Below are 21,138 nucleotides of genomic sequence, written 5' to 3' on the forward strand. Positions count from 1 at the left end.
CTCGGCGTGGGTGTGACAAAATAGCGGTTTTACTTAGTCACCCTAAAGCCAGTATGTGGAGAGCCCGATGCGGGACCGCAATTTTGATGACATTGCAGAGAAGTTTTCCCGTAACATTTACGGCACCACCAAAGGTCAGCTTCGTCAGACGATCCTCTGGCAGGATCTGAACAAACTTCTTGCCGGCTACGCGGGTCAAACATTGCGTGTGCTTGATGCGGGTGGCGGAGAAGGGCAGACAGCTATTCTGATGGCGCAGCGGGGCCATCACGTTACCTTGTGCGATCTTTCTGCTGAGATGGTGGCGCGAGCGCAACGGGCGGCAGAAGAGCAAGGTGTGAGCGACAACATGCATTTTATACATTGTGCCGCTCAGGACATCCCACAGCATTTGGATTCTCAGGTTGATCTGATATTGTTTCATGCTGTGCTGGAATGGGTGGCCGACCCGCAAGCCGTCTTAAAAACACTGTGGTCGATGTTACGCCCGGGCGGTGCTTTATCGCTGATGTTCTACAATGCAAACGGTCTGTTGATGCGTAATGTGTTGGTCGGTAATTTCGGCTATGTACAGCAGGGAATGTATAAAAAGAAACGGCGCACGTTGTCTCCCGATTTTCCGCGAGACCCTCAGCAGGTCTATGGCTGGCTGGAGGAGATTGGCTGGGAGATAACCGGTAAAACGGGCGTGAGGGTGTTTCATGATTATCTGCGTGATAAACAAAAACAGCATGACTGTTTTGACGCTTTAACAGAAATAGAAACGCGCTATTGTCGCCAGGAGCCGTTTATCAGCCTTGGACGTTATATTCATGTCACCGCGCGCAAACCGCAGATGCAAGGATAATTTATGAGTGAATTTTCCCAGACAGTCCCCGAACTGGTTGCCTGGGCCAGAAAAAATGACTTCTCCATCTCTCTGCCGGTAGACAGACTTTCGTTCCTGCTGGCGGTTGCCACACTAAACGGTGAGCGACTCGACGGCGAGATGAGTGAAGGTGAACTGGTGGATGCGTTCCGCCATGTGAGTGATGCGTTTGAGCAAACCAGCGAAACCATCGGCGTACGCGCCAACAACGCGATCAACGATATGGTACGTCAACGTCTGCTGAACCGCTTTACCAGCGAGCAGGCGGAAGGCAACGCCATTTACCGTTTAACGCCATTGGGAATTGGCATCACGGATTACTATATTCGTCAGCGTGAATTCTCTACGCTGCGTCTTTCGATGCAGTTGTCGATTGTTGCAGGTGAACTGAAACGCGCGGCGGATGCGGCAGCGGAAGGCGGCGATGAGTTCCACTGGCATCGCAACGTCTATGCGCCATTGAAATACTCGGTGGCGGAGATTTTCGACAGTATTGATCTGACCCAGCGCATCATGGATGAACAGCAGCAGCAGGTAAAAGACGATATTGCGCAACTGCTGAATAAAGACTGGCGGGCGGCTATTTCCAGCTGTGAACTGCTGCTTTCTGAAACGTCTGGTACGCTGCGTGAACTGCAGGATACGCTGGAAGCGGCGGGGGATAAGCTGCAGGCTAACCTGTTACGCATCCAGGACGCTACGATGACGCATGACGATTTACATTTCGTCGATCGGCTGGTATTTGACTTACAAAGCAAGCTTGACCGTATTATCAGTTGGGGTCAGCAGTCTATTGATTTGTGGATCGGCTACGATCGTCACGTGCATAAGTTTATCCGTACCGCGATCGATATGGATAAAAACCGTGTCTTTGCCCAGCGTCTGCGTCAGTCCGTGCAGACCTATTTTGACGAACCGTGGGCGCTGACCTATGCCAACGCCGATCGTCTGCTGGATATGCGTGACGAGGAGATGGTGCTGCGTGACGAAGAGGTCACCGGTGAGCTTCCGGCAGATCTGGAATATGAAGAATTTAACGAGATCCGTGAACAGCTGGCGGCGATCATCGAAGAACAGTTGGCTATCTACAAATCCAGACAAACACCACTGGATCTCGGTTTGGTAGTGCGCGAGTATCTGGCGCAATACCCACGTGCGCGTCATTTCGACGTCGCGCGTATTGTTATCGATCAGGCGGTACGCCTTGGCGTAGCGCAAGCAGATTTCACCGGACTGCCAGCCAAATGGCAGCCGATTAATGATTACGGAGCCAAGGTACAGGCGCATGTCATTGACAAATATTGAACAAGTGATGCCGGTAAAGCTGGCGCAGGCGCTGGCGAATCCGTTATTTCCGGCGCTGGATAGCGCCTTACGTTCGGGCCGTCACATCGGTCTGGATGAACTGGATAATCATGCCTTCCTGATGGATTTTCAGGAATATTTTGAAGAGTTTTACAGCCGCTATAACGTGGAATTGATCCGTGCGCCGGAAGGGTTCTTCTACCTTCGCCCGCGTTCAACGACGCTCATTCCCCGTTCGGTCCTGTCTGAACTGGACATGATGGTTGGTAAAATTCTTTGCTATCTCTATCTCAGCCCGGAACGCCTGGCGAACGAAGGGATTTTTACTCAGCAAGAGCTGTATGACGAACTGCTAACGCTGGCTGATGAAGCGAAGCTGCTGAAGCTGGTGAACAACCGTTCAACCGGTTCAGACGTTGACCGTCAGAAGCTCCAGGAAAAGGTTCGTTCTTCGTTAAACCGCCTGCGCCGTTTAGGCATGGTGTGGTTTATGGGCCACGACAGCAGCAAATTCCGGATTACGGAATCCGTCTTCCGCTTTGGCGCGGACGTGCGCAGCGGTGACGATCCGCGCGAAGCGCAGCGTCGCTTAATTCGTGATGGCGAAGCGATGCCGGTCGAGAACCGCCTGCAGCTCAACGATGAGCCTGAAGAGAATCAGCCGGACAGTGGAGAAGAAGAATAATGATTGAACGCGGTAAATTTCGCTCACTTACGCTGATTAACTGGAATGGTTTTTTTGCCCGTACGTTCGACCTTGACGAACTGGTTACCACGCTGTCCGGTGGTAACGGTGCGGGTAAATCCACTACCATGGCGGCATTTGTTACGGCACTCATCCCGGACTTAACGCTGCTGCATTTCCGTAACACCACCGAAGCCGGGGCAACCAGCGGTTCACGTGATAAGGGCCTGCACGGTAAGCTAAAGGCGGGTGTCTGTTACTCAATGCTCGATGTCCTCAACTCGCGCCATCAGCGCGTGGTCGTGGGTGTGCGTCTGCAACAGGTTGCCGGTCGCGATCGCAAAGTGGATATCAAACCGTTTGCCATTCAGGGACTGCCGATGTCGGTGCAGCCAACCCAACTGGTGACAGAAACGCTGAATGAACGCCAGGCGCGCGTGCTGTCCCTCTCTGAGCTGAAAGAGAAGCTTGATGAGATGGAAGGCGTGCAGTTTAAGCAGTTCAACTCAATAACTGATTATCACTCGCTGATGTTCGATCTGGGCATCATTGCCCGCCGCCTGCGCTCCGCGTCTGACCGTAGTAAATTCTATCGTCTGATTGAAGCCTCGCTGTACGGCGGGATCTCCAGCGCCATTACCCGTTCACTGCGTGACTACCTGCTACCAGAAAATAGCGGCGTACGTAAAGCGTTCCAGGATATGGAAGCCGCGCTGCGTGAAAACCGTATGACGCTGGAAGCGATTCGTGTAACCCAGTCTGACCGCGACCTGTTTAAGCATTTGATCAGCGAAGCGACCAACTATGTGGCCGCGGATTATATGCGCCACGCCAACGAACGTCGTATTCATCTCGATAAAGCGCTGGAATACCGTCGTGAGCTGCATACTTCACGCAAACAGCTGGCGGCAGAGCAGTATAAGCACGTGGATATGGCGCGCGAGCTGGGTGAGCACAACGGGGCGGAAGGCGATCTGGAAGCTGATTACCAGGCCGCGAGCGATCACCTTAATCTGGTGCAAACCGCGCTGCGTCAGCAGGAAAAAATTGAACGCTATGAAGCGGATCTTGAAGAACTGCAGATCCGGCTTGAAGAACAAAATGAGGTGGTTGCGGAAGCCGTTGACCGCCAGGATGAAAACGAAGCCCGCGCAGAAGCCGCTGAACTGGAAGTGGATGAGCTGAAAAGCCAGCTTGCTGATTACCAGCAGGCGCTGGACGTCCAGCAAACGCGAGCCATCCAGTATACTCAGGCGATCCAGGCGCTGAATCGGGCGAAAGAGCTTTGCCACTTACCGGATCTGACCGCCGACAGCGCTGCCGAATGGCTGGAAACTTTCCAGGCCAAAGAGCAGGAAGCTACTGAAAAACTGCTGACGCTGGAACAAAAAATGAGCGTGGCGCAAACCGCGCACAGTCAGTTCGAACAGGCTTATCAGCTGGTGGCGGCTATCAATGGCCCACTGGCGCGTGGTGAGGCCTGGAGTGTGGCGCGTGAACTGCTACGGGAAGGTGTTGAACAGCGCCATCTGGCGGAACAGGTTCAGCCGTTGCGTATGCGACTCAGCGAGCTGGAGCAGCGTCTGCGCGAACAACAAGACGCCGAGCGTCTACTGGCTGAATTCTGCAAACGTCAGGGTAAACAGTTCGATATCGATGAGCTGGAAGCCCTGCATCAGGAGCTGGAAGCGCGTATCGCCGCCTTGTCGGACAGCGTTTCTTCTGCCAGCGAACAGCGTATGACGTTGCGCCAGGAGCAAGAGCAACTTCAGTCTCGTATCCAGCATCTGATGAAACGCGCGCCTGTCTGGCTGGCCGCGCAAAATAGCCTGAACCAGCTTAGCGAGCAGTGCGGCGAAGAGTTTACCTCAAGCCAGGACGTAACCGAGTATCTGCAACAACTGCTGGAGCGCGAGCGTGAAGCCATTGTTGAGCGTGATGAAGTCGGCGCGCGCAAAACTGCGGTTGATGAAGAGATTGAACGTTTAAGTCAGCCCGGTGGGGCGGAAGATCAGCGCCTGAACGCGCTCGCGGAACGCTTCGGCGGCGTGCTGCTGTCAGAAATCTATGACGACGTTAGCCTTGAAGATGCGCCGTACTTCTCAGCGCTGTACGGACCTTCGCGTCATGCTATCGTGGTGCCGGATCTGTCTCTGATTACCGAACAGCTTGAAGGGCTGACGGATTGCCCGGAAGATCTCTATTTCATTGAAGGGGATCCGCAGTCGTTTGATGACAGCGTGTTCAGCGTCGATGAGCTGGAAAAAGCGGTAGTGGTGAAAACCGCCGAGCGTCAGTGGCGTTATTCCCGCTTCCCGACGGTGCCGATTTTTGGTCGTGCAGCGCGCGAAAGCCGTATCGAAACCCTGCATGCCGAGCGTGAAGGGCTGTCTGAACGTTTCGCCACGCTCTCCTTTGACGTCCAGAAAACCCAGCGTCTGCATCAGGCGTTTAGTCGCTTTATTGGCAGCCATCTGTCGGTGGCGTTTGAAGACGATCCTGAAGCGGAAATTCGCCAACTGAATGGCCGTCGCGTTGAACTGGAACGTGCGCTAACCAATCATGAAAATGATAACCAGCAAAGCCGTATGCAGTTTGAACAGGCGAAAGAGGGAGTATCAGCGCTTAACCGCCTGCTGCCGCGTTTGAATCTGCTGGCGGATGACACGCTGGCCGATCGCGTGGACGAAATTCGCGAGCGTCTGGATGAAGCCCAGGAAGCGGCGCGTTTTGTGCAGCAGCACGGCAATCAGTTAGCCAAACTGGAACCTATCGTTTCTGTTCTGCAAAATGACCCTGAGCAGTTTGAACAGCTGAAGGAAGACTACGCGTATTCCCAGCAAATGCAGCGCGATGCGCGTCAGCAGGCTTTTGCCCTGACCGAAGTGGTGCAGCGTCGGGCGCATTTCAGCTATTCCGACTCTGCCGAAATGCTTAGCGGCAACAGCGATCTGAACGAAAAACTGCGTGAGCGCCTGGAACAGGCGGAAGCGGAACGTACTCGCGCCCGTGAAGCGCTACGCAGCCACGCCGCACAGTTAAGCCAGTACAACCAGGTCATGGCGTCGCTGAAAAGCTCCTATGACACCAAAAAAGAGCTGCTTAACGATTTACAACGTGAACTGCAGGATATCGGTGTTCGTGCGGACAGTGGTGCCGAAGAGCGCGCGCGTATTCGTCGTGATGAACTACATGCGCAGCTCAGCAATAACCGTGCACGCCGTAACCAACTGGAAAAAGCTCTGACCTTCTGCGAAGCGGAGATGGACAACCTGACCCGCAGGCTGCGCAAGCTGGAACGTGATTATTTTGAGATGCGCGAGCAGGTGGTTACCGCAAAAGCTGGATGGTGTGCGGTGATGCGGATGGTGAAAGATAACGGCGTTGAACGCCGCCTGCACCGTCGTGAGCTGGCGTACCTTTCCGGTGATGAACTGCGTTCGATGTCGGATAAGGCGCTCGGTGCGCTGCGTCTGGCGGTTGCGGATAACGAACACCTGCGCGATGTGCTGCGCATGTCTGAAGATCCAAAACGCCCAGAGCGTAAAATTCAGTTCTTTGTCGCGGTTTACCAGCATCTGCGTGAACGTATTCGCCAGGATATTATCCGTACCGACGATCCGGTTGAAGCCATCGAACAGATGGAGATTGAGCTGAGCCGTCTGACGGAAGAATTGACTTCCCGCGAACAGAAGCTGGCGATCAGCTCTCGCAGCGTGGCAAATATCATCCGTAAGACCATTCAGCGCGAACAGAACCGTATTCGCATGCTAAACCAGGGACTGCAAAGCGTGTCGTTTGGCCAGGTAAACAGCGTTCGTCTGAACGTCAACGTACGTGAGACGCATGCTACCTTGCTGGACGTACTTTCCGAACAGCATGAACAGCACCAGGATCTGTTTAACAGTAATCGCCTGACCTTCTCTGAAGCGCTGGCGAAGCTGTATCAGCGTCTGAATCCGCAAATTGATATGGGGCAACGTACGCCGCAAACCATTGGTGAAGAGCTGCTGGATTACCGTAACTATCTGGAAATGGAAGTTGAGGTTAACCGTGGCTCTGACGGCTGGCTGCGAGCTGAATCTGGCGCGCTGTCAACGGGTGAAGCGATCGGGACCGGGATGTCTATTCTGGTGATGGTTGTACAAAGCTGGGAAGACGAAGGGCGTAGATTACGCGGGAAAGATATTTCTCCTTGCCGTCTGCTGTTCCTTGATGAAGCTGCGCGACTCGATGCGCGCTCTATCGCGACCCTGTTTGAACTGTGCGAGCGTCTGCAAATGCAGCTGATTATCGCCGCGCCGGAAAACATCAGCCCAGAGAAAGGCACTACCTATAAACTGGTGCGTAAAGTCTTCCAGAACACCGAACACGTTCACGTGGTGGGTCTGCGCGGGTTTGCGCCTCAGTTACCTGAGCCGCTCCCTGGCACCGAAGATGCTTCCTCGCAGGCAAGCTAAACAAAAAGGCGGCTAAATGGCCGCCTTCTTTTTTTCCGAAAATTCTCAATACCTGGTGTAATTTCTTTAGACTTCTTTACATTAGGTTAGGCAAAAACTTTTTCATGTTTATATACTAAAGGTAAGCCTAACGCGTCACAGGCTTGCTCGTCATACTTCAGCTTGTATTGGCGTTTTACAGGTCCGACCCCGTTAAAATAAAAGGGGAATACACACGGCCTGGCTACTCAAAGTATGATAAAGAAAACAGGGGGCAAGGGATGTTGCTTAATAAAATGTGTGGTCGTCGGCTGTCGGCAATCAGTTTGTGCCTGGCCGTAACATTCGCTCCACTGTTCAATGCGCAGGCCGATGAGCCTGAAATGATCCCTGGCGATAGCTCAGCGACCGTCAGTGAACAGCCAACAGCGTTATCACAGCCGCAGGTTCAATCTTCCGCGACGGCTATCATGGCGGGTATTCAACCGCTGCCTGAGGGTGTGTCAGTTGATAACGCCCGCGCTGAACTACAATCTCAACTTCCAGCGGGCTATACGCCGGTGTATATGAGCCAGTTGGAACTGCTGTATGCCGCACGCGAAATGAAACCGATGTGGGAAAATCGTGATGCGGTAAAAGCCTTTCAGCAACAGTTAGCCGAGGTGGCGATTGCCGGTTTTCAGCCGCAGTTTACTACCTGGGTCGCACTTCTGACTGATCCGGCAGTTACGGGCCAGGCGCGGGACATCGTCCTCTCTGATGCGATGATGGGCTATCTGCACTTTATCGCCAACATCCCCGTCAAAGGTAATCGCTGGCTCTATAGTAATAAGCCCTATGCGCTGACGACCCCGCCAATTTCCGTGATCAATCAGTGGCAGGTGGCGCTGGATAATGGTCAACTGACTTCGTTTATTGCCAACCTGGCGCCTCAGCATCCACAGTATGCGGCAATGCATGAATCGCTGCTCAAGCTGGTGGGCGATACGCGCCCCTGGCCGCAGTTAACCAGTACCGCAACGCTGCGCCCGGGAGAGTGGAGTAACGACATCCCTGCGCTGCGTGAAATTTTACGCCGCACCGGGATGCTGGAATCCGTTGTCAGTCCGGCTGCCAAAGAAGGTCGTAGCGCTTACGATCGTGAACTTGTTGACGCGGTAAAGCGTTTTCAGACGTGGCAGGGGCTTGGAGCCGATGGTGCGATTGGCCCTGCGACGCGTGACTGGCTGAACGTGACGCCGGCTCAGCGTGCGGGGGTGCTGGCATTAAATATTCAGCGCTTGCGCCTGCTGCCTGGTGAGTTGTCTACCGGTATCATGGTGAACATTCCTGCCTACTCGCTGGTTTATTATCAGAACGGCAATCAGGTGCTGGCCTCGCGCGTGATCGTCGGGCGTCCCGATCGTAAAACGCCAATGATGAGCAGCGCGCTGAATAACGTAGTCGTTAACCCGCCGTGGAACGTGCCGCCAACGCTGGCCCGAAAAGATATCCTGCCTAAGGTCTGGAATGATCCGGGGTATCTTGAGCGTCACGGTTATACCGTGATGCGCGGCTGGAACAGCAAAGAGACGATAGATCCGTGGCAGGTAGACTGGGCTACCATCACTGCCTCCAATCTGCCGTTCCGCTTCCAGCAGGCTCCGGGAGCGCGTAACTCGCTCGGACGCTATAAATTCAACATGCCGAGTTCGGACGCTATTTATCTGCACGACACGCCGAACCACAATCTGTTCCAGAAGGATACGCGGGCATTAAGCTCCGGCTGCGTGCGGGTGAATAAGGCCTCTGAGCTGGCAAATATGCTGCTACAGGATGCGGGCTGGAATGATACGCGCATCTCGGATGCCCTGAAGCAAGGGGATACGCGGTACGTGAATATTCGCCAGAATATCCCGGTCAACCTCTACTATCTGACCGCATTTGTTGGCCCGGATGGTCGTACGCAGTATCGTACAGATATTTACAATTACGATCTGACAGCGCGATCCAGTGCACAAATTGTGTCAAAAGCCGAACAATTAATCAGATAAATGAAGCAGTTCGAGGAAAATGATTGTCGTAAGTTATGTTGGAAACGGGGCGAAATGGCTGCAAGCCCCGTATTTCCTGGGGTTGGGAGCCTTGACGTGGACTACTTAGCCAGATAAGGTTTCCTGCGTGCGCTAGAGCATACATACGATAACATTGACCTTGTAGACCTTAATACCATGGACAAATTTGACGCTAATCGCCGCAAACTGCTGGCGCTTGGTGGCATTGCCCTCGGCGCTGCCATCCTGCCTACGCCTGCGTTTGCCACACTCTCTACCCCACGTCCGCGTATATTGACTCTGAATAACCTGCATACTGGTGAGTCAATAAAAGCAGAGTTTTTTGATGGCAGGGGCTATATTCAGGACGAATTAGCAAAACTTAACCACTTTTTCCGTGATTTTCGGGCCAATAAAGTGAAATCCATTGACCCGGGACTGTTTGATCAACTCTTCCGTCTGCAGGGCCTGCTGGGCACGCGTAAACCCGTACAGCTTATCTCAGGCTATCGCTCTATCGATACCAATAACGAACTCCGTGCGCGCAGCCGCGGTGTGGCAAAGAAAAGCTACCACACTAAAGGCCAGGCCATGGATTTCCATATCGAAGGCATCGCATTAAGCAATATTCGCAAAGCTGCGTTATCTATGCGCGCAGGTGGTGTAGGATACTACCCCAGCAGTAACTTTGTGCATATCGACACCGGGCCTGCACGGCACTGGTGATCCATAAGCTTAATGAAACAGGAGCTGTATGAACTATCGTATTATTCCGGTCACTGCATTCGCCCAGAACTGCTCGTTGATCTGGTGTGAGCAGACTCGTCTGGCCGCGCTGGTCGATCCTGGCGGAGATGCCGAGAAAATCAAACAGGAAGTGGATGCCAGCGGTCTGACGCTTATGCAGATCCTGCTTACCCATGGTCATCTTGATCACGTAGGCGCGGCGGCTGAACTGGCACAGCATTATGGTGTACCAGTTATTGGCCCGGAAAAAGAAGATGAGTTCTGGCTACAAGGACTCCCTGCTCAGAGTCGCATGTTTGGCCTGGGCGATTGTGAGCCGCTGACGCCGGATCGCTGGTTGAATGAAGGCGACCGGGTAAGCGTGGGCAATGTAACGTTACAGGTGCTGCATTGTCCGGGTCATACGCCAGGACATGTGGTCTTCTTTGATGAACAATCAAAGTTACTGATTTCAGGTGATGTGATTTTCAAAGGTGGCGTAGGGCGCAGCGATTTTCCTCGCGGGGATCACAGCCAATTGATTGATTCGATTAAACGTAAACTGTTGCCGTTGGGTGATGACGTGACGTTTATTCCGGGTCACGGCCCTCTTTCTACGCTGGGTAACGAACGGCTACATAACCCGTTCCTGCAGGATGAAATGCCCGTCTGGTAACACACAGATTAATAAAAAGGCCGCTATTGCGGCCTTTTTTGTGCGCGATAGATTACAGTACTGCGACAATCGCTTCGCACAGCGGCGCCATATTGTCTGGCGTCATCCCTGCCACGTTTACGCGTCCGGAAGCGACGGCATAGACACCAAACTCTTCACGCAGGCGCAGAACCTGCTCTTTGGTCAGGCCGCTGAATGAGAACATGCCATTCTGTTTGATGATAAAGCTGAAGTCGCGGTTTGCACCTTTCTCCTGCAGCGTATTCACGAACAGTAAACGCATGCGCTGAATGCGTTGGCGCATATCAGTCAGCTCTTGTTCCCAGATGGCGCGCAGTGCGTCGTTGCTCAGAATCGTGGCGACTACGGATGCGCCGTGTGCTGGTGGGTTGGAATAGTTAGCACGAATGGCGGATTTCATCTGGCTAAATGCGCAGTCGACGGTTTCAGCATCGGCAGCCACCAGCGTACAAGCACCTACGCGCTCATTGTACAGACCAAAATTCTTGGAATAGGAGCTTGCGACGATCAGCTCTTTGTGCAGCGCTGCGAATGCGCGCAGACCTTCTGCATCTTCTTCCAGACCGCGGGCAAAGCCCTGGTATGCGAAGTCAAACAGCGGCAACCAACCTTTTTCGACAGAAAGCTGAGCCAGCGTTTGCCACTGCTCCAGCGTAGGATCGATACCGGTTGGGTTATGGCAGCAGCCGTGGAATAACACCACGTCGCCAGCCTGCGCTTCGCTGAGGCTTGCCAGCAGCGCATCAAAATCTAATGAGTGATTCGCCGCATCGTAATAGTTGTATTCACGAACCTCCAGACCGGCAGAGTTAAAGACACTCTTATGGTTTGGCCAGCTAGGATTGCTCACCCATACGCGTTTAGCTGAGGTGTTTTTAGCCAGGAAATCAGCTGCCACACGCAATGCGCCAGTGCCGCCAGGGGTCTGAGCTGTACGTGCGCGTTTGTCGTTGATAAGCGAACTCTCTTTACCAAACAGTAATTCCTGAGTGCAGCGACCAAACTCTGGAATACCGTCGATGCCAAGGTAATTTTTGGTGGTTTCATTTTCCAGTATATATTGCTCGGCTTTTTTAACGCTGGTCAGTACCGGCGTTTTGCCTGTCTCATCTTTATATACACCGATCCCCAGGTTTATTTTTCCAGGGCGGTCATCGGCACGAAACAAATCAGCCAGACCCAAAATGGGGTCGGCAGGAGCGGCAGTAATGTTCTCAAACATGACGAGGTTCCATAGTGATAACAGAAGGGAAGTCCGCTATCAGGTTAACGGTAGATTTACAAAATGCCAACCGTTACTGACGAAAAGCTGAGGTGTTTTTTTAAGACGCAAGAATCCGCTAGCAGAGATAAAAAAACAGGACCGAAGTCCTGTTTTTTAGGCATTTAACAAAGAGGTCTGCTATTAGAACTGGTAAACGATACCCACTGCAACGGTGTCGTCAGAGCCTACGCCCAGTTTGTTGTCAGAATCGATCTGGTTGATGATGTAATCAACATAGGTGGACATGTTTTTGTTGAAGTAGTAAGTCGCACCCACTTCGAAGTAGTTCACCAGATCTACGTCGCCGATTCCTTCGATGTCCTTACCTTTAGATTTGGTATAGGCGAGGGACGGACGCAGGCCGAAGTCGAACTGGTACTGAGCAACCAACAGCACGTCTTCAGTTTTGTTAGCATAACCGTTAGAGATACGGGTTGCGTTACGGGTTTCGCTGTAGTTCGCTGCCAGGTAAATGTTGTTCGCATCGTACTTAACACCGGTCGCCCACTGCTCAGCTTTCGCGCCGCGGCCATAGGCCAGCTGCTCTTGCGCGTTGGTACGGTCAGCTGCACCGTAAGCACCGACGATACCGAAACCATCCATTTCGTAGCTTACGGAACCGCCAACGCCGTCGCCGTTAGAACGGGTTGGGCTGCTAGAGCGTTCGTTTTTACCCAGGTACTGTACAGCGAAGTTCAGGCCTTCAACCAGACCGAAGAAGTTAGAGTTACGGTAGGTTGCGAGACCGCCGTTACGCTGGGAGAAGAACTGGTCAGAAGCAGCGGTATCACCACCGAATTCTGGCAGCATATCGGTGTAACCCAGAGCATCGTATACAACGCCGTAGTTACGACCGTAATCGAAGGAGCCTGCGTCACCAAATTTCAAACCAGCAAACGCCAGACGGGTTTTGTTGCCTTTCTGGGCATCGTCACCGCCTTCTGCGTTATTGCCGCTGAACTGGTATTCCCACTGGCCGTAACCGGTCAGTTGGTCGTTAATCTGAGTTTCCCCTTTGAAACCAAGACGGGCATAGGTCTGATCGCCGTTAGGCGCGTAGGCGTTATCACCGTTGTGCTTGGAAAAATAGTGCAGACCCACAGCTTTACCGTAGATGTCTACTTTGTTGCCATCTTTGTTATAAACTTCTGCAGCGTTAGCTGCCCCGGCTACCAGCAGAGCAGGGATAACCACTGCCAGAATATTGCGCTTCATCATTATTTATTACCCTCATCGGTTTTTATATGACACCTGCCACTGCCGCCAATAAATTCCGTCAATAAAAATTTACGGAACTATTGATGAGAGTTTGGTGTCTTTATGTGTCTGACAGGCATCTTTCCATTCAAACTAACGTTTCGCTACCGTCAAAGTGCTACAAAGATAAAGATTTAGTTTCAAAAAGAAAAAATGTGTAACTAAATGTTATTTTTGTGCAACTTTGTGAACAACTTCAAACTTCAGATGTCTCTGCGCTAAAAATCACCGCTTCTATTTCTATTTATATGATTTTCTTATGTTTAATTTAGATAACCCCCATTTTTCTCTGATCTGACAGGAAGTTTCTGTTTTACAGATGGCTATTTTTGGACGTCCGGAGCGCCGTGCAAATGGTTAGAAAATGTACTATTTTGTCAGAAAATGCTAATCCACAATAAAAATACTGATTATTTTTTGTTCAAATGTGTTGCGGTGAAATATTACGTAACAGGAAGGGAGAAGAGGAAGGGTTGTGTTTAACGCGGGAGGGGGATCCCAAAATGTGATGTGGCTATAAAAAAGGCCAGCAATGCTGGCCTTTGTTTCTAAATGCAGGTTTAGAACGTAGCGTTACGCGGGGTGCGCGGGAACGGAATAACATCACGGACGTTCTGTACGCCGGTAACGTAAGCGATCAGACGCTCGAAGCCCAAACCGAAGCCGGAATGTGGCACGGTACCGTAGCGACGCAGGTCGCGATACCACCAGTAATCTTCTTTGTTCAGACCCATCTCCAGCATACGGGCATCCAGTACGTCCAGACGCTCTTCACGCTGAGAACCACCGATGATTTCACCGATTCCCGGAGCCAGTACGTCCATTGCTGCAACGGTTTTACCGTCTTCGTTAAGGCGCATATAAAACGCTTTGATATCTTTCGGGTAGTTTTTAACCACCACCGGCGCTTTAAAATGCTCTTCAGCAAGGTAACGTTCGTGTTCAGAAGACAAGTCCACACCCCAGTAAACTGGGTTTTCAAACTGTTTGCCGCATTTTTCCAGGATGCTAACCGCGTCGGTGTAATCCACCTGAGCGAAGTCTGCGTCAATGAAACGTTCCAGGCGCGAAATCGCGTCTTTGTCGACACGTTCAGCGAAGAATTTCATGTCATCTGCACGCTCTGCCAGTACGGCTTTAAACGCGTACTTCAGCATCGCTTCAGCCAGAGCTGCAACATCGTTCAGGTCGGCGAAAGCCACTTCTGGCTCCAGCATCCAGAACTCTGCCAGGTGACGGCTGGTGTTAGAGTTTTCTGCACGGAACGTCGGACCAAAGGTATAAATTTTGGACAGGGCGCAGGCATAGGTTTCGCCGTTCAACTGACCAGAAACGGTCAGGAAGGCTTCTTTACCAAAGAAGTCTTTATCGAAGTCGACTTTGCCCTGATCGTTACGCGGCAGGTTTTCCAGATCCAGCGTAGACACTCGGAACATTTCACCGGCACCTTCCGTATCGGAAGCGGTGATCAACGGAGTCGATACCCAAAAGAAACCCTGCTCGTGGAAGAAACGATGCAGAGCTTGCGCCAGCGTATGGCGTACACGCGCGACTGCACCAATCATGTTGGTACGCGGACGCATGTGCGCCACTTCACGCAGATACTCAATGCTGTGACGCTTAGCTGCCATTGGGTAGGTGTCAGGATCTTCAACCCAGCCCGTTACTTCAACCTCAGTGGCCTGAATTTCAAAGCTCTGTCCTTGTCCAGGTGATGCAACGACTTTACCCGTTACGATAACTGAACAACCCGTCGTCAGGCGCAGTACGTCCTGATTGTAATTGGGCAGAGAATTATTGATGACGGCCTGTACAGGATCAAAGCAGGAACCGTCATAAACGGCGAGGAAGGAGATGCCAGCTTTTGAATCTCGGCGGGTACGCACCCATCCGCGCACGGTGACTTCGCTGTCAACGGCTACGCGGCCCTGGAGTACGTCGGCTACAGGCACAACGCTCATAATATTCTCTCTGTTAATAGTCGGATATATAAACACATGTCCACCCGTAATGGGGGGATACCTATGTTACCTGGCATCTGCAATCAGACAAGCAGAATTCGTAGCTGGAGTGAAAGATTTCGGAAATAAACGCGAATAAGGGAGCCAAAATGGCTCCCTGGAAGGCTTAACTGGCTTTTTTGATATGCGGGAGATCGAAGGCTTTGCGCAGTGCGCGAACAAACGCTTTATCATGGCAGATGGTTTTACCCGGGCTGTCAGATAACTTCGCTACTGGTTTGCCGTTACACTCCACCAGTTTGATAACGATATTGAGCGGCTTAACCTGGGGAATATCGCAGGTTAGTCGTGTCCCAATGCCAAAACTCAACTGCACGCGAGAAGAGAAGTGGCGGTATAGCTCAATCGCTTTTTTCAGATCGAGATTATCTGAAAACACCAGCGTTTTGCTCAGCGGATCAATACCCAGTTTTTCATAATGGGCGATGGCTTTTTCACCCCATTCCACCGGGTCGCCAGAGTCATGGCGTAAACCCTGATAGCGGGTAGCGAACTCAACGCCAAAGTCGCGTAAAAACGCGTCCATGGTGATGCAGTCGGTCAATGCAATGCCGAGTTGGTCAGGATATTCATTTAACCATGCGGCCAGCGCAACGCGCTGGCTGGTGGCAAGCTCAGGGCTGATTTGCTGATGAGCCTGGAACCACTCATGCGCCTGCGTACCCATTTGGGTTAATGACAGGCGGCGGGCCAGATCGTAGTTACTGGTGCCGACAAACCAGGACTCTTGCTGCAGGCGTTTAACGATAGCTTGCTGCACTTCACGCGAAAAACGACGGCGCGTACCGAAATCCATCAGATGGAAGCGAGACATATCGACATCTTTCGTTAAAGCAGAGAATTCTACTAGTTTGCTTTCCAGCTCATCGAGTGCCTGCGGGACGCCTGATTCAGGTGAACGGTAACGGTGTACCAGCTCACTAATCACCGCCAACAGCGGGACTTCCCACATGATCACTTCACGCCACGGACCGGTTAAGCGGATGTTTAGCTTACCGTTATCATTAGTGACGCAAACCTGTTCCGGGTTATAGCGGAAATCACGTAACCAGGTGAGGTAATCAGCTTTAAAGAAAGGCAGGCCGGAGAGCCACTGGTACTCGTCCTCCTGCAGTCGCAGGTGTTGCATAGCATTCACCTGCTCACGAATAGAATCGGCATAAATACCGAGCAGGTCATCGCCACGGCAACGAAATTCAGCCGCTACTTGTACATCATAGTAGTGGTGAAAAACGGCTTGCTGCATATGCAACTTATAAGCGTCTGTATCCAGCAGCGAGTGCAGAACAGGAGAAGCGAATTGTGTCATAGGTGCGCAGTAGCATCCTCTCACGGGAGCGTTTAGTACAATAAACAACTAAGAAAACCGCTGGAGTATACCCTGTTTAGCGATTTATTGAACCCCGATCACACCATAAGCTGTCTTTCTGGTCGAGGGCATTTCGTGCCGCGTGTTATAAAAATGTAGCAAAAAGGGTGTTTGTGCCTGAAAAGATGAACATTCTGCGTAGCGCGATTTACGCAACAGGAATAGACTGAAGCCGAGACTCTACCAAAGATGCTAAAGGTTTTTTATGACACAACAGCCACAAGCCAAATACCGTCACGACTATCGTGCGCCGGATTACCAGATTACTGATATTGACTTGACCTTTGACCTGGATGCTGAAAAAACCGTGGTCACCGCAGTGAGCCAGGCTGTCCGTCATGGCGCGCCTGATGCGCCTCTGCGCCTGAATGGCGAAGATCTGACTCTGGTGTCGATCCACGTGAACGACGAGCCGTGGACAGAGTATAAAGAAGAAGAGGGCGCTCTGGTCATCAATCAACTGCCGGAACGTTTTACGCTGCGTATCGTGAATGAAATTAGCCCAGCGGCCAATACCGCGCTGGAAGGACTGTACAAGTCCGGCGACGCGCTGTGCACCCAGTGTGAAGCGGAAGGTTTCCGTCATATTACCTGGTATCTCGACAGGCCTGATGTCCTGGCGCGTTTTACCACCAAAATTATCGCCGATAAAACCCAATATCCGTTCCTGCTCTCCAACGGTAACCGCGTGGCGCAGGGGGAACTGGAAAATGGTCGTCACTGGGTACAGTGGCAGGATCCGTTCCCGAAACCGTGCTATCTGTTTGCGCTGGTAGCCGGCGATTTCGACGTTCTTCGCGACACCTTTACTACCCGTTCCGGGCGTGAAGTAGCGCTGGAACTGTACGTCGATCGCGGCAACCTTGACCGCGCGCCGTGGGCGATGACCTCGCTGAAAAACTCCATGAAATGGGATGAAGAGCGCTTTGGCCTCGAGTATGACCTTGATATCTATATGATTGTCGCCGTGGATTTCTTCAACATGGGCGCGATGGAGAATAAAGGTCTGAACATCTTTAACTCCAAATATGTGCTGGCACGTACCGATACCGCCACCGACAAAGACTACCTCGATATTGAGCGCGTCATCGGTCATGAGTATTTCCACAACTGGACTGGCAACCGCGTGACCTGTCGCGACTGGTTCCAGTTGAGCCTGAAAGAAGGGTTAACCGTGTTCCGCGATCAGGAGTTCAGTTCCGATCTCGGCTCACGTGCGGTAAACCGGATCAGCAATGTGCGTACCATGCGTGGCCTGCAGTTTGCCGAGGATGCCAGCCCAATGGCGCATCCTATCCGTCCGGATATGGTCATCGAAATGAACAACTTCTATACCCTGACCGTGTACGAAAAGGGCGCTGAAGTGATTCGTATGATCCACACCTTGCTGGGTGAGGCTAACTTCCAGAAAGGGATGCAACTGTACTTTGAGCGTCACGACGGCAGTGCTGCCACCTGTGATGATTTCGTGCAGGCGATGGAAGATGCGTCCAACGTCGATCTCTCGCATTTCCGCCGCTGGTACAGTCAGTCCGGTACGCCGATTCTGACCGTGCGTGATGACTACAATCCGTCAACTGAGCAGTACACGCTGACTATCAGCCAGCGCACGCCGGCCACGCCGGATCAGGCCGAAAAACAGCCGCTGCATATTCCTTTCGCCCTTGAGTTGTATGACAACGAAGGGAAAGTGATCCCGTTACAAAAAGGCGGGCATCCGGTGAATTCCGTACTCAACGTCACTCAGGCAGAGCAGACGTTTGTCTTTGATAACGTCTACTTCCAGCCGGTTCCGGCGCTGCTGTGCGAATTCTCCGCGCCGGTCAAACTGGAATACAAATGGAGCGATCAGCAACTGACCTTCCTGATGCGTCATGCGCGTAACGATTTCTCTCGTTGGGACGCGGCGCAAAGCCTGCTGGCGACCTATATTAAGCTTAACGTTGCCCGGCATCAGCAGGGCCAGCCGCTGTCGCTGCCGGTACACGTGGCCGATGCATTCCGCGCAATTCTGCTGGATGAGAAAATCGATCCGGCGCTGGCGGCAGAGATCCTGACGCTGCCTTCAGTAAACGAAATTGCAGAACTGTTTGATATCATCGATCCGGTGGCGATAACCGAAGTACGCGAAGCGTTAACCCGCACGCTGGCAGCCGAGCTGGCGGATGAATTCCTCGCCATCTATAACGCTAATCATCTTGATGAGTACCGCGTTGAGCATGCCGATATTGGCAAGCGTACGCTGCGTAACGCCTGCCTACGTTTCCTGGCCTTTGGCGAAACCCATCTGGCTGACACGCTGGTAAGCAAGCAGTACCGCGAAGCCAACAACATGACCGATGCGCTGGCGGCGCTGTCGGCGGCAGTGGCGGCACAACTGCCTTGTCGCGACGCGCTAATGCAGGAGTATGACGATAAGTGGCACCATGACGGCCTGGTGATGGACAAATGGTTTATCCTGCAATCCACAAGCCCGGCGAGTAACGTGCTGGAAACGGTTCGTGGCCTGCTGAAGCATCGCTCTTTCAGTATGAGTAACCCGAACCGAATCCGTTCTCTGATCGGTGCCTTTGCGGGTAGCAACCCGGCGGCATTCCATGCGGAAGATGGTAGCGGCTATCAGTTCCTGGTCGACATGCTGACTGAACTCAATAGCCGTAACCCTCAGGTGGCATCACGTCTGATTGAGCCGCTGATTCGCTTAAAACGTTATGATGCAAAACGTCAGGCGAAGATGCGTGCGGCGCTGGAACAGCTGAAAGGTCTGGAGAATCTCTCCGGCGATCTGTATGAGAAGATTGACAAAGCGTTAGCCTGAAACGTTGACCTGTAGTTTAGTAGGCCGGATAAGGCGGTAACGCCGCCATCCGGCAAAAGGCCCGGTAAGCGCTACCGGGCCTTGTTTTCTGAGTGTTTATCCATGTCGACGGATCGGTTGTTCCGTCTCGCCGCGTTTCATGACCCGGTTCAACACTTCCGCTTCCAGCTCGGCTAACCGCACCGATCCCAAACGGCGGGGGCGCTGAATATCCACCGTCAGATCCAGCCCGATTTTTCCATCCTCAATCAGCAATACGCGATCGGCCATTGCCACCGCTTCGCTGACATCATGAGTGACCAACAGTACGGTAAAGCCGTGCTCTTGCCATAAAGAAACAATCAGATCCTGCATTTCAAGGCGGGTTAGGGCATCCAGAGCGCCGAGGGGTTCGTCCAGCAGCAGCAAACCGGGGCGATGAATTAATGCCCGCGCCAGGGCCACACGCTGTTTTTGTCCACCGGACAGCGCAGCCGGCCATTCGCGAGCACGACTCTCCAACCCAACTGCGGCCAGCGCATCTCGGGCCGCATCGCGCCACTGACCTTTCAGACCCAGGCCCACATTATCGATAACCGTCTTCCATGGCAGCAGGCGCGCATCCTGAAACATCATTCGCGTATCATCCTGAATATCCGCCAACGGGGTGGTTCCGGCAAGTAATGCGCCTGAGGAGGGGGACTCCAGTCCAGCCAGCAGACGCAGCAACGTGCTTTTACCACCGCCGCTGCGACCAACCACGGCAACGAATTGTCCGGCCGGAATGTGCAAATTTAACTGATTGAGCACTGTATTGGCGGCGTATTGTTTCGTCACGGCGCTCAGCAGCAGCGGCGTGCCCTGGTTCAAGCGAGCGGTATTCATACGGTAGCCTCCTTCACATGATAAGCCGGGTTCCAGCGCAGCCAGATTCGCTCCAGCAATTGGGCGCTGACGTCGGCCAATTTGCCGAGCAGGGCGTAGAGAATAATGGCCACCACGACCACATCGGTTTGCAGAAATTCGCGGGCGTTCATCGCCAGGTAACCGATACCGGCATTGGCTGAAATGGTTTCTGCGACGATAAGCGTCAGCCACATCAGTCCGAGAGCAAAACGTACGCCGACCATAATTGAGGGCAGGGCTCCTGGGAGGATCACATGAAGGAACAGTGAAAAGCCGGACAACCCATAGCTGCGTGCCATTTCTACCAGCCCACGATCGATATTACGGATCCCATGCCAGGTGTTAATGTAAATCGGGAACAGCGTGCCCAGGGCGACGAGAAAGATCTTGGCGGATTCATCAATACCGAACCACAAAATTACCAGCGGGATCAGCGCCAGATGCGGTACGTTACGTAGCATCTGCACCGAAGTATCCAGCAGACGTTCTCCCCAACGCGAAAGACCGCTGATCAGTCCCAGCGTCAGGCCAATCGATCCACCGATGGAGAATCCGATCAGCGCGCGCCATGAGCTGATTGCCAGATGCTGCCAAAGCTCGCCGCTGGCGGAAAGCGTCCAGAAGGCTTCGACAACGCCCTCCGGTGAGGGCAGGATGCGGGTGGACAGCCAGCCCATTGATGATGCGAGCTGCCAGAGCGCCACCATACCTACCGGTAAAAACCAGGGCGCGAGGCGCAATAACCACCTGTTTTTCGGCGTTGTCATTCGC

General features: G+C 52.8%; 14 protein-coding genes. 8 read left to right on the forward strand and 6 right to left on the reverse strand.

What is annotated here, in order from left to right; genetic code table 11:
* Positions 1–67 precede the first annotated feature (67 nt).
* The 7 genes from cmoM to OGV94_RS18130 all read left to right on the forward strand — a co-directional run bounded on the left by cmoM (position 68) and on the right by OGV94_RS18130 (position 10,732).
* Positions 68–847 (forward strand): tRNA uridine 5-oxyacetic acid(34) methyltransferase CmoM, encoded by a 780-nt coding sequence (cmoM, locus tag OGV94_RS18100; RefSeq protein ID WP_100194156.1) that lies wholly within the window; start codon positions 68–70, stop codon positions 845–847.
* A 3-nt stretch (positions 848–850) separates the two neighbouring features.
* Positions 851–2,173: a chromosome partition protein MukF gene (gene mukF, locus OGV94_RS18105; RefSeq protein ID WP_043015768.1), complete on the forward strand. Its 1,323-nt coding sequence runs from the start codon at positions 851–853 to the stop codon at positions 2,171–2,173.
* Complete coding sequence (gene mukE / locus OGV94_RS18110; RefSeq protein WP_016152457.1) at positions 2,154–2,858, forward strand: chromosome partition protein MukE; 705 nt, start codon at positions 2,154–2,156, stop codon at positions 2,856–2,858. Before mukF ends, mukE begins: the two co-directional genes overlap by 20 nt.
* The gene (mukB, locus tag OGV94_RS18115) at positions 2,858–7,318 is read left to right on the forward strand and encodes a chromosome partition protein MukB (protein ID WP_087052627.1); all 4,461 of its coding nucleotides are present in this window, start codon (positions 2,858–2,860) and stop codon (positions 7,316–7,318) included. The genes mukE and mukB overlap by 1 nt, the downstream gene beginning before the upstream one ends.
* 260 nt (positions 7,319–7,578) lie before the next feature.
* Positions 7,579–9,330, forward strand: coding sequence for a L,D-transpeptidase (ldtD, locus tag OGV94_RS18120; protein ID WP_043015770.1), 1,752 nt, complete (start codon positions 7,579–7,581; stop codon positions 9,328–9,330).
* A 177-nt stretch (positions 9,331–9,507) separates the two neighbouring features.
* On the forward strand, positions 9,508–10,056 hold the full coding sequence (gene mepK, locus OGV94_RS18125) for a peptidoglycan L,D-endopeptidase MepK (RefSeq protein WP_003831948.1): 549 nt from the start codon (positions 9,508–9,510) through the stop codon (positions 10,054–10,056).
* Between the two features lie 28 nt (positions 10,057–10,084).
* Positions 10,085–10,732 (forward strand): MBL fold metallo-hydrolase, encoded by a 648-nt coding sequence (locus tag OGV94_RS18130; RefSeq protein ID WP_003035823.1) that lies wholly within the window; start codon positions 10,085–10,087, stop codon positions 10,730–10,732.
* 52 nt (positions 10,733–10,784) lie between these two features.
* On the opposite strand, the gene aspC is transcribed toward OGV94_RS18130, so the two are convergent.
* The 4 genes from aspC to pncB form a co-directional block, all read right to left on the reverse strand.
* On the reverse strand, positions 10,785–11,975 hold the full coding sequence (aspC, locus tag OGV94_RS18135) for an aspartate transaminase (protein WP_181633941.1): 1,191 nt from the start codon (positions 11,973–11,975) through the stop codon (positions 10,785–10,787).
* A 183-nt stretch (positions 11,976–12,158) separates the two neighbouring features.
* A complete protein-coding gene (gene ompF, locus OGV94_RS18140; protein ID WP_075144922.1) occupies positions 12,159–13,235 on the reverse strand; it encodes a porin OmpF in 1,077 nt (358 codons plus the stop codon).
* Positions 13,236–13,834: 599 nt separating this feature from the next.
* On the reverse strand, positions 13,835–15,235 hold the full coding sequence (asnS, locus tag OGV94_RS18145; protein ID WP_043015773.1) for an asparagine--tRNA ligase: 1,401 nt from the start codon (positions 15,233–15,235) through the stop codon (positions 13,835–13,837).
* A 166-nt stretch (positions 15,236–15,401) separates the two neighbouring features.
* Positions 15,402–16,604 carry a nicotinate phosphoribosyltransferase gene (gene pncB, locus OGV94_RS18150; RefSeq protein ID WP_286523906.1) on the reverse strand — a complete coding sequence of 401 codons (1,203 nt, stop codon included), beginning with the start codon at positions 16,602–16,604 and terminating at the stop codon, positions 15,402–15,404.
* 265 nt (positions 16,605–16,869) lie between these two features.
* Here pncB and pepN point away from each other — a divergent pair, with 265 nt between their 5' ends.
* Positions 16,870–19,482 carry an aminopeptidase N gene (gene pepN, locus OGV94_RS18155; RefSeq protein ID WP_286523908.1) on the forward strand — a complete coding sequence of 871 codons (2,613 nt, stop codon included), beginning with the start codon at positions 16,870–16,872 and terminating at the stop codon, positions 19,480–19,482.
* A gap of 96 nt (positions 19,483–19,578) precedes the next feature.
* Here the strand turns inward: pepN and ssuB are convergent, their stop codons facing one another.
* A complete protein-coding gene (gene ssuB / locus OGV94_RS18160; protein ID WP_043015776.1) occupies positions 19,579–20,346 on the reverse strand; it encodes an aliphatic sulfonates ABC transporter ATP-binding protein in 768 nt (255 codons plus the stop codon).
* Positions 20,343–21,134 (reverse strand): aliphatic sulfonate ABC transporter permease SsuC, encoded by a 792-nt coding sequence (gene ssuC, locus OGV94_RS18165; RefSeq protein ID WP_047412294.1) that lies wholly within the window; start codon positions 21,132–21,134, stop codon positions 20,343–20,345. Before ssuC ends, ssuB begins: the two co-directional genes overlap by 4 nt.
* Between the last annotated feature and the right edge of the window lie 4 nt (positions 21,135–21,138).

Source organism: Citrobacter sp. Ce006 (assembly GCF_030336535.1).
GTDB lineage: Bacteria > Pseudomonadota > Gammaproteobacteria > Enterobacterales > Enterobacteriaceae > Citrobacter > Citrobacter europaeus.

What these genes read in the sequence shown, in the direction of transcription:
- cmoM (WP_100194156.1), top strand. Translation starts at nt 68, where the DNA reads ATGCGGGACCGCAATTTTGATGACATTGCAGAGAAGTTTTCCCGTAAC.
- mukF (WP_043015768.1), top strand. Translation starts at nt 851, where the DNA reads ATGAGTGAATTTTCCCAGACAGTCCCCGAACTGGTTGCCTGGGCCAGA.
- mukE (WP_016152457.1), top strand. Translation starts at nt 2,154, where the DNA reads ATGTCATTGACAAATATTGAACAAGTGATGCCGGTAAAGCTGGCGCAG.
- mukB (WP_087052627.1), top strand. Translation starts at nt 2,858, where the DNA reads ATGATTGAACGCGGTAAATTTCGCTCACTTACGCTGATTAACTGGAAT.
- ldtD (WP_043015770.1), top strand. Translation starts at nt 7,579, where the DNA reads ATGTTGCTTAATAAAATGTGTGGTCGTCGGCTGTCGGCAATCAGTTTG.
- mepK (WP_003831948.1), top strand. Translation starts at nt 9,508, where the DNA reads ATGGACAAATTTGACGCTAATCGCCGCAAACTGCTGGCGCTTGGTGGC.
- OGV94_RS18130 (WP_003035823.1), top strand. Translation starts at nt 10,085, where the DNA reads ATGAACTATCGTATTATTCCGGTCACTGCATTCGCCCAGAACTGCTCG.
- aspC (WP_181633941.1), bottom strand. Translation starts at nt 11,975, where the DNA reads ATGTTTGAGAACATTACTGCCGCTCCTGCCGACCCCATTTTGGGTCTG.
- ompF (WP_075144922.1), bottom strand. Translation starts at nt 13,235, where the DNA reads ATGATGAAGCGCAATATTCTGGCAGTGGTTATCCCTGCTCTGCTGGTA.
- asnS (WP_043015773.1), bottom strand. Translation starts at nt 15,235, where the DNA reads ATGAGCGTTGTGCCTGTAGCCGACGTACTCCAGGGCCGCGTAGCCGTT.
- pncB (WP_286523906.1), bottom strand. Translation starts at nt 16,604, where the DNA reads ATGACACAATTCGCTTCTCCTGTTCTGCACTCGCTGCTGGATACAGAC.
- pepN (WP_286523908.1), top strand. Translation starts at nt 16,870, where the DNA reads ATGACACAACAGCCACAAGCCAAATACCGTCACGACTATCGTGCGCCG.
- ssuB (WP_043015776.1), bottom strand. Translation starts at nt 20,346, where the DNA reads ATGAATACCGCTCGCTTGAACCAGGGCACGCCGCTGCTGCTGAGCGCC.
- ssuC (WP_047412294.1), bottom strand. Translation starts at nt 21,134, where the DNA reads ATGACAACGCCGAAAAACAGGTGGTTATTGCGCCTCGCGCCCTGGTTT.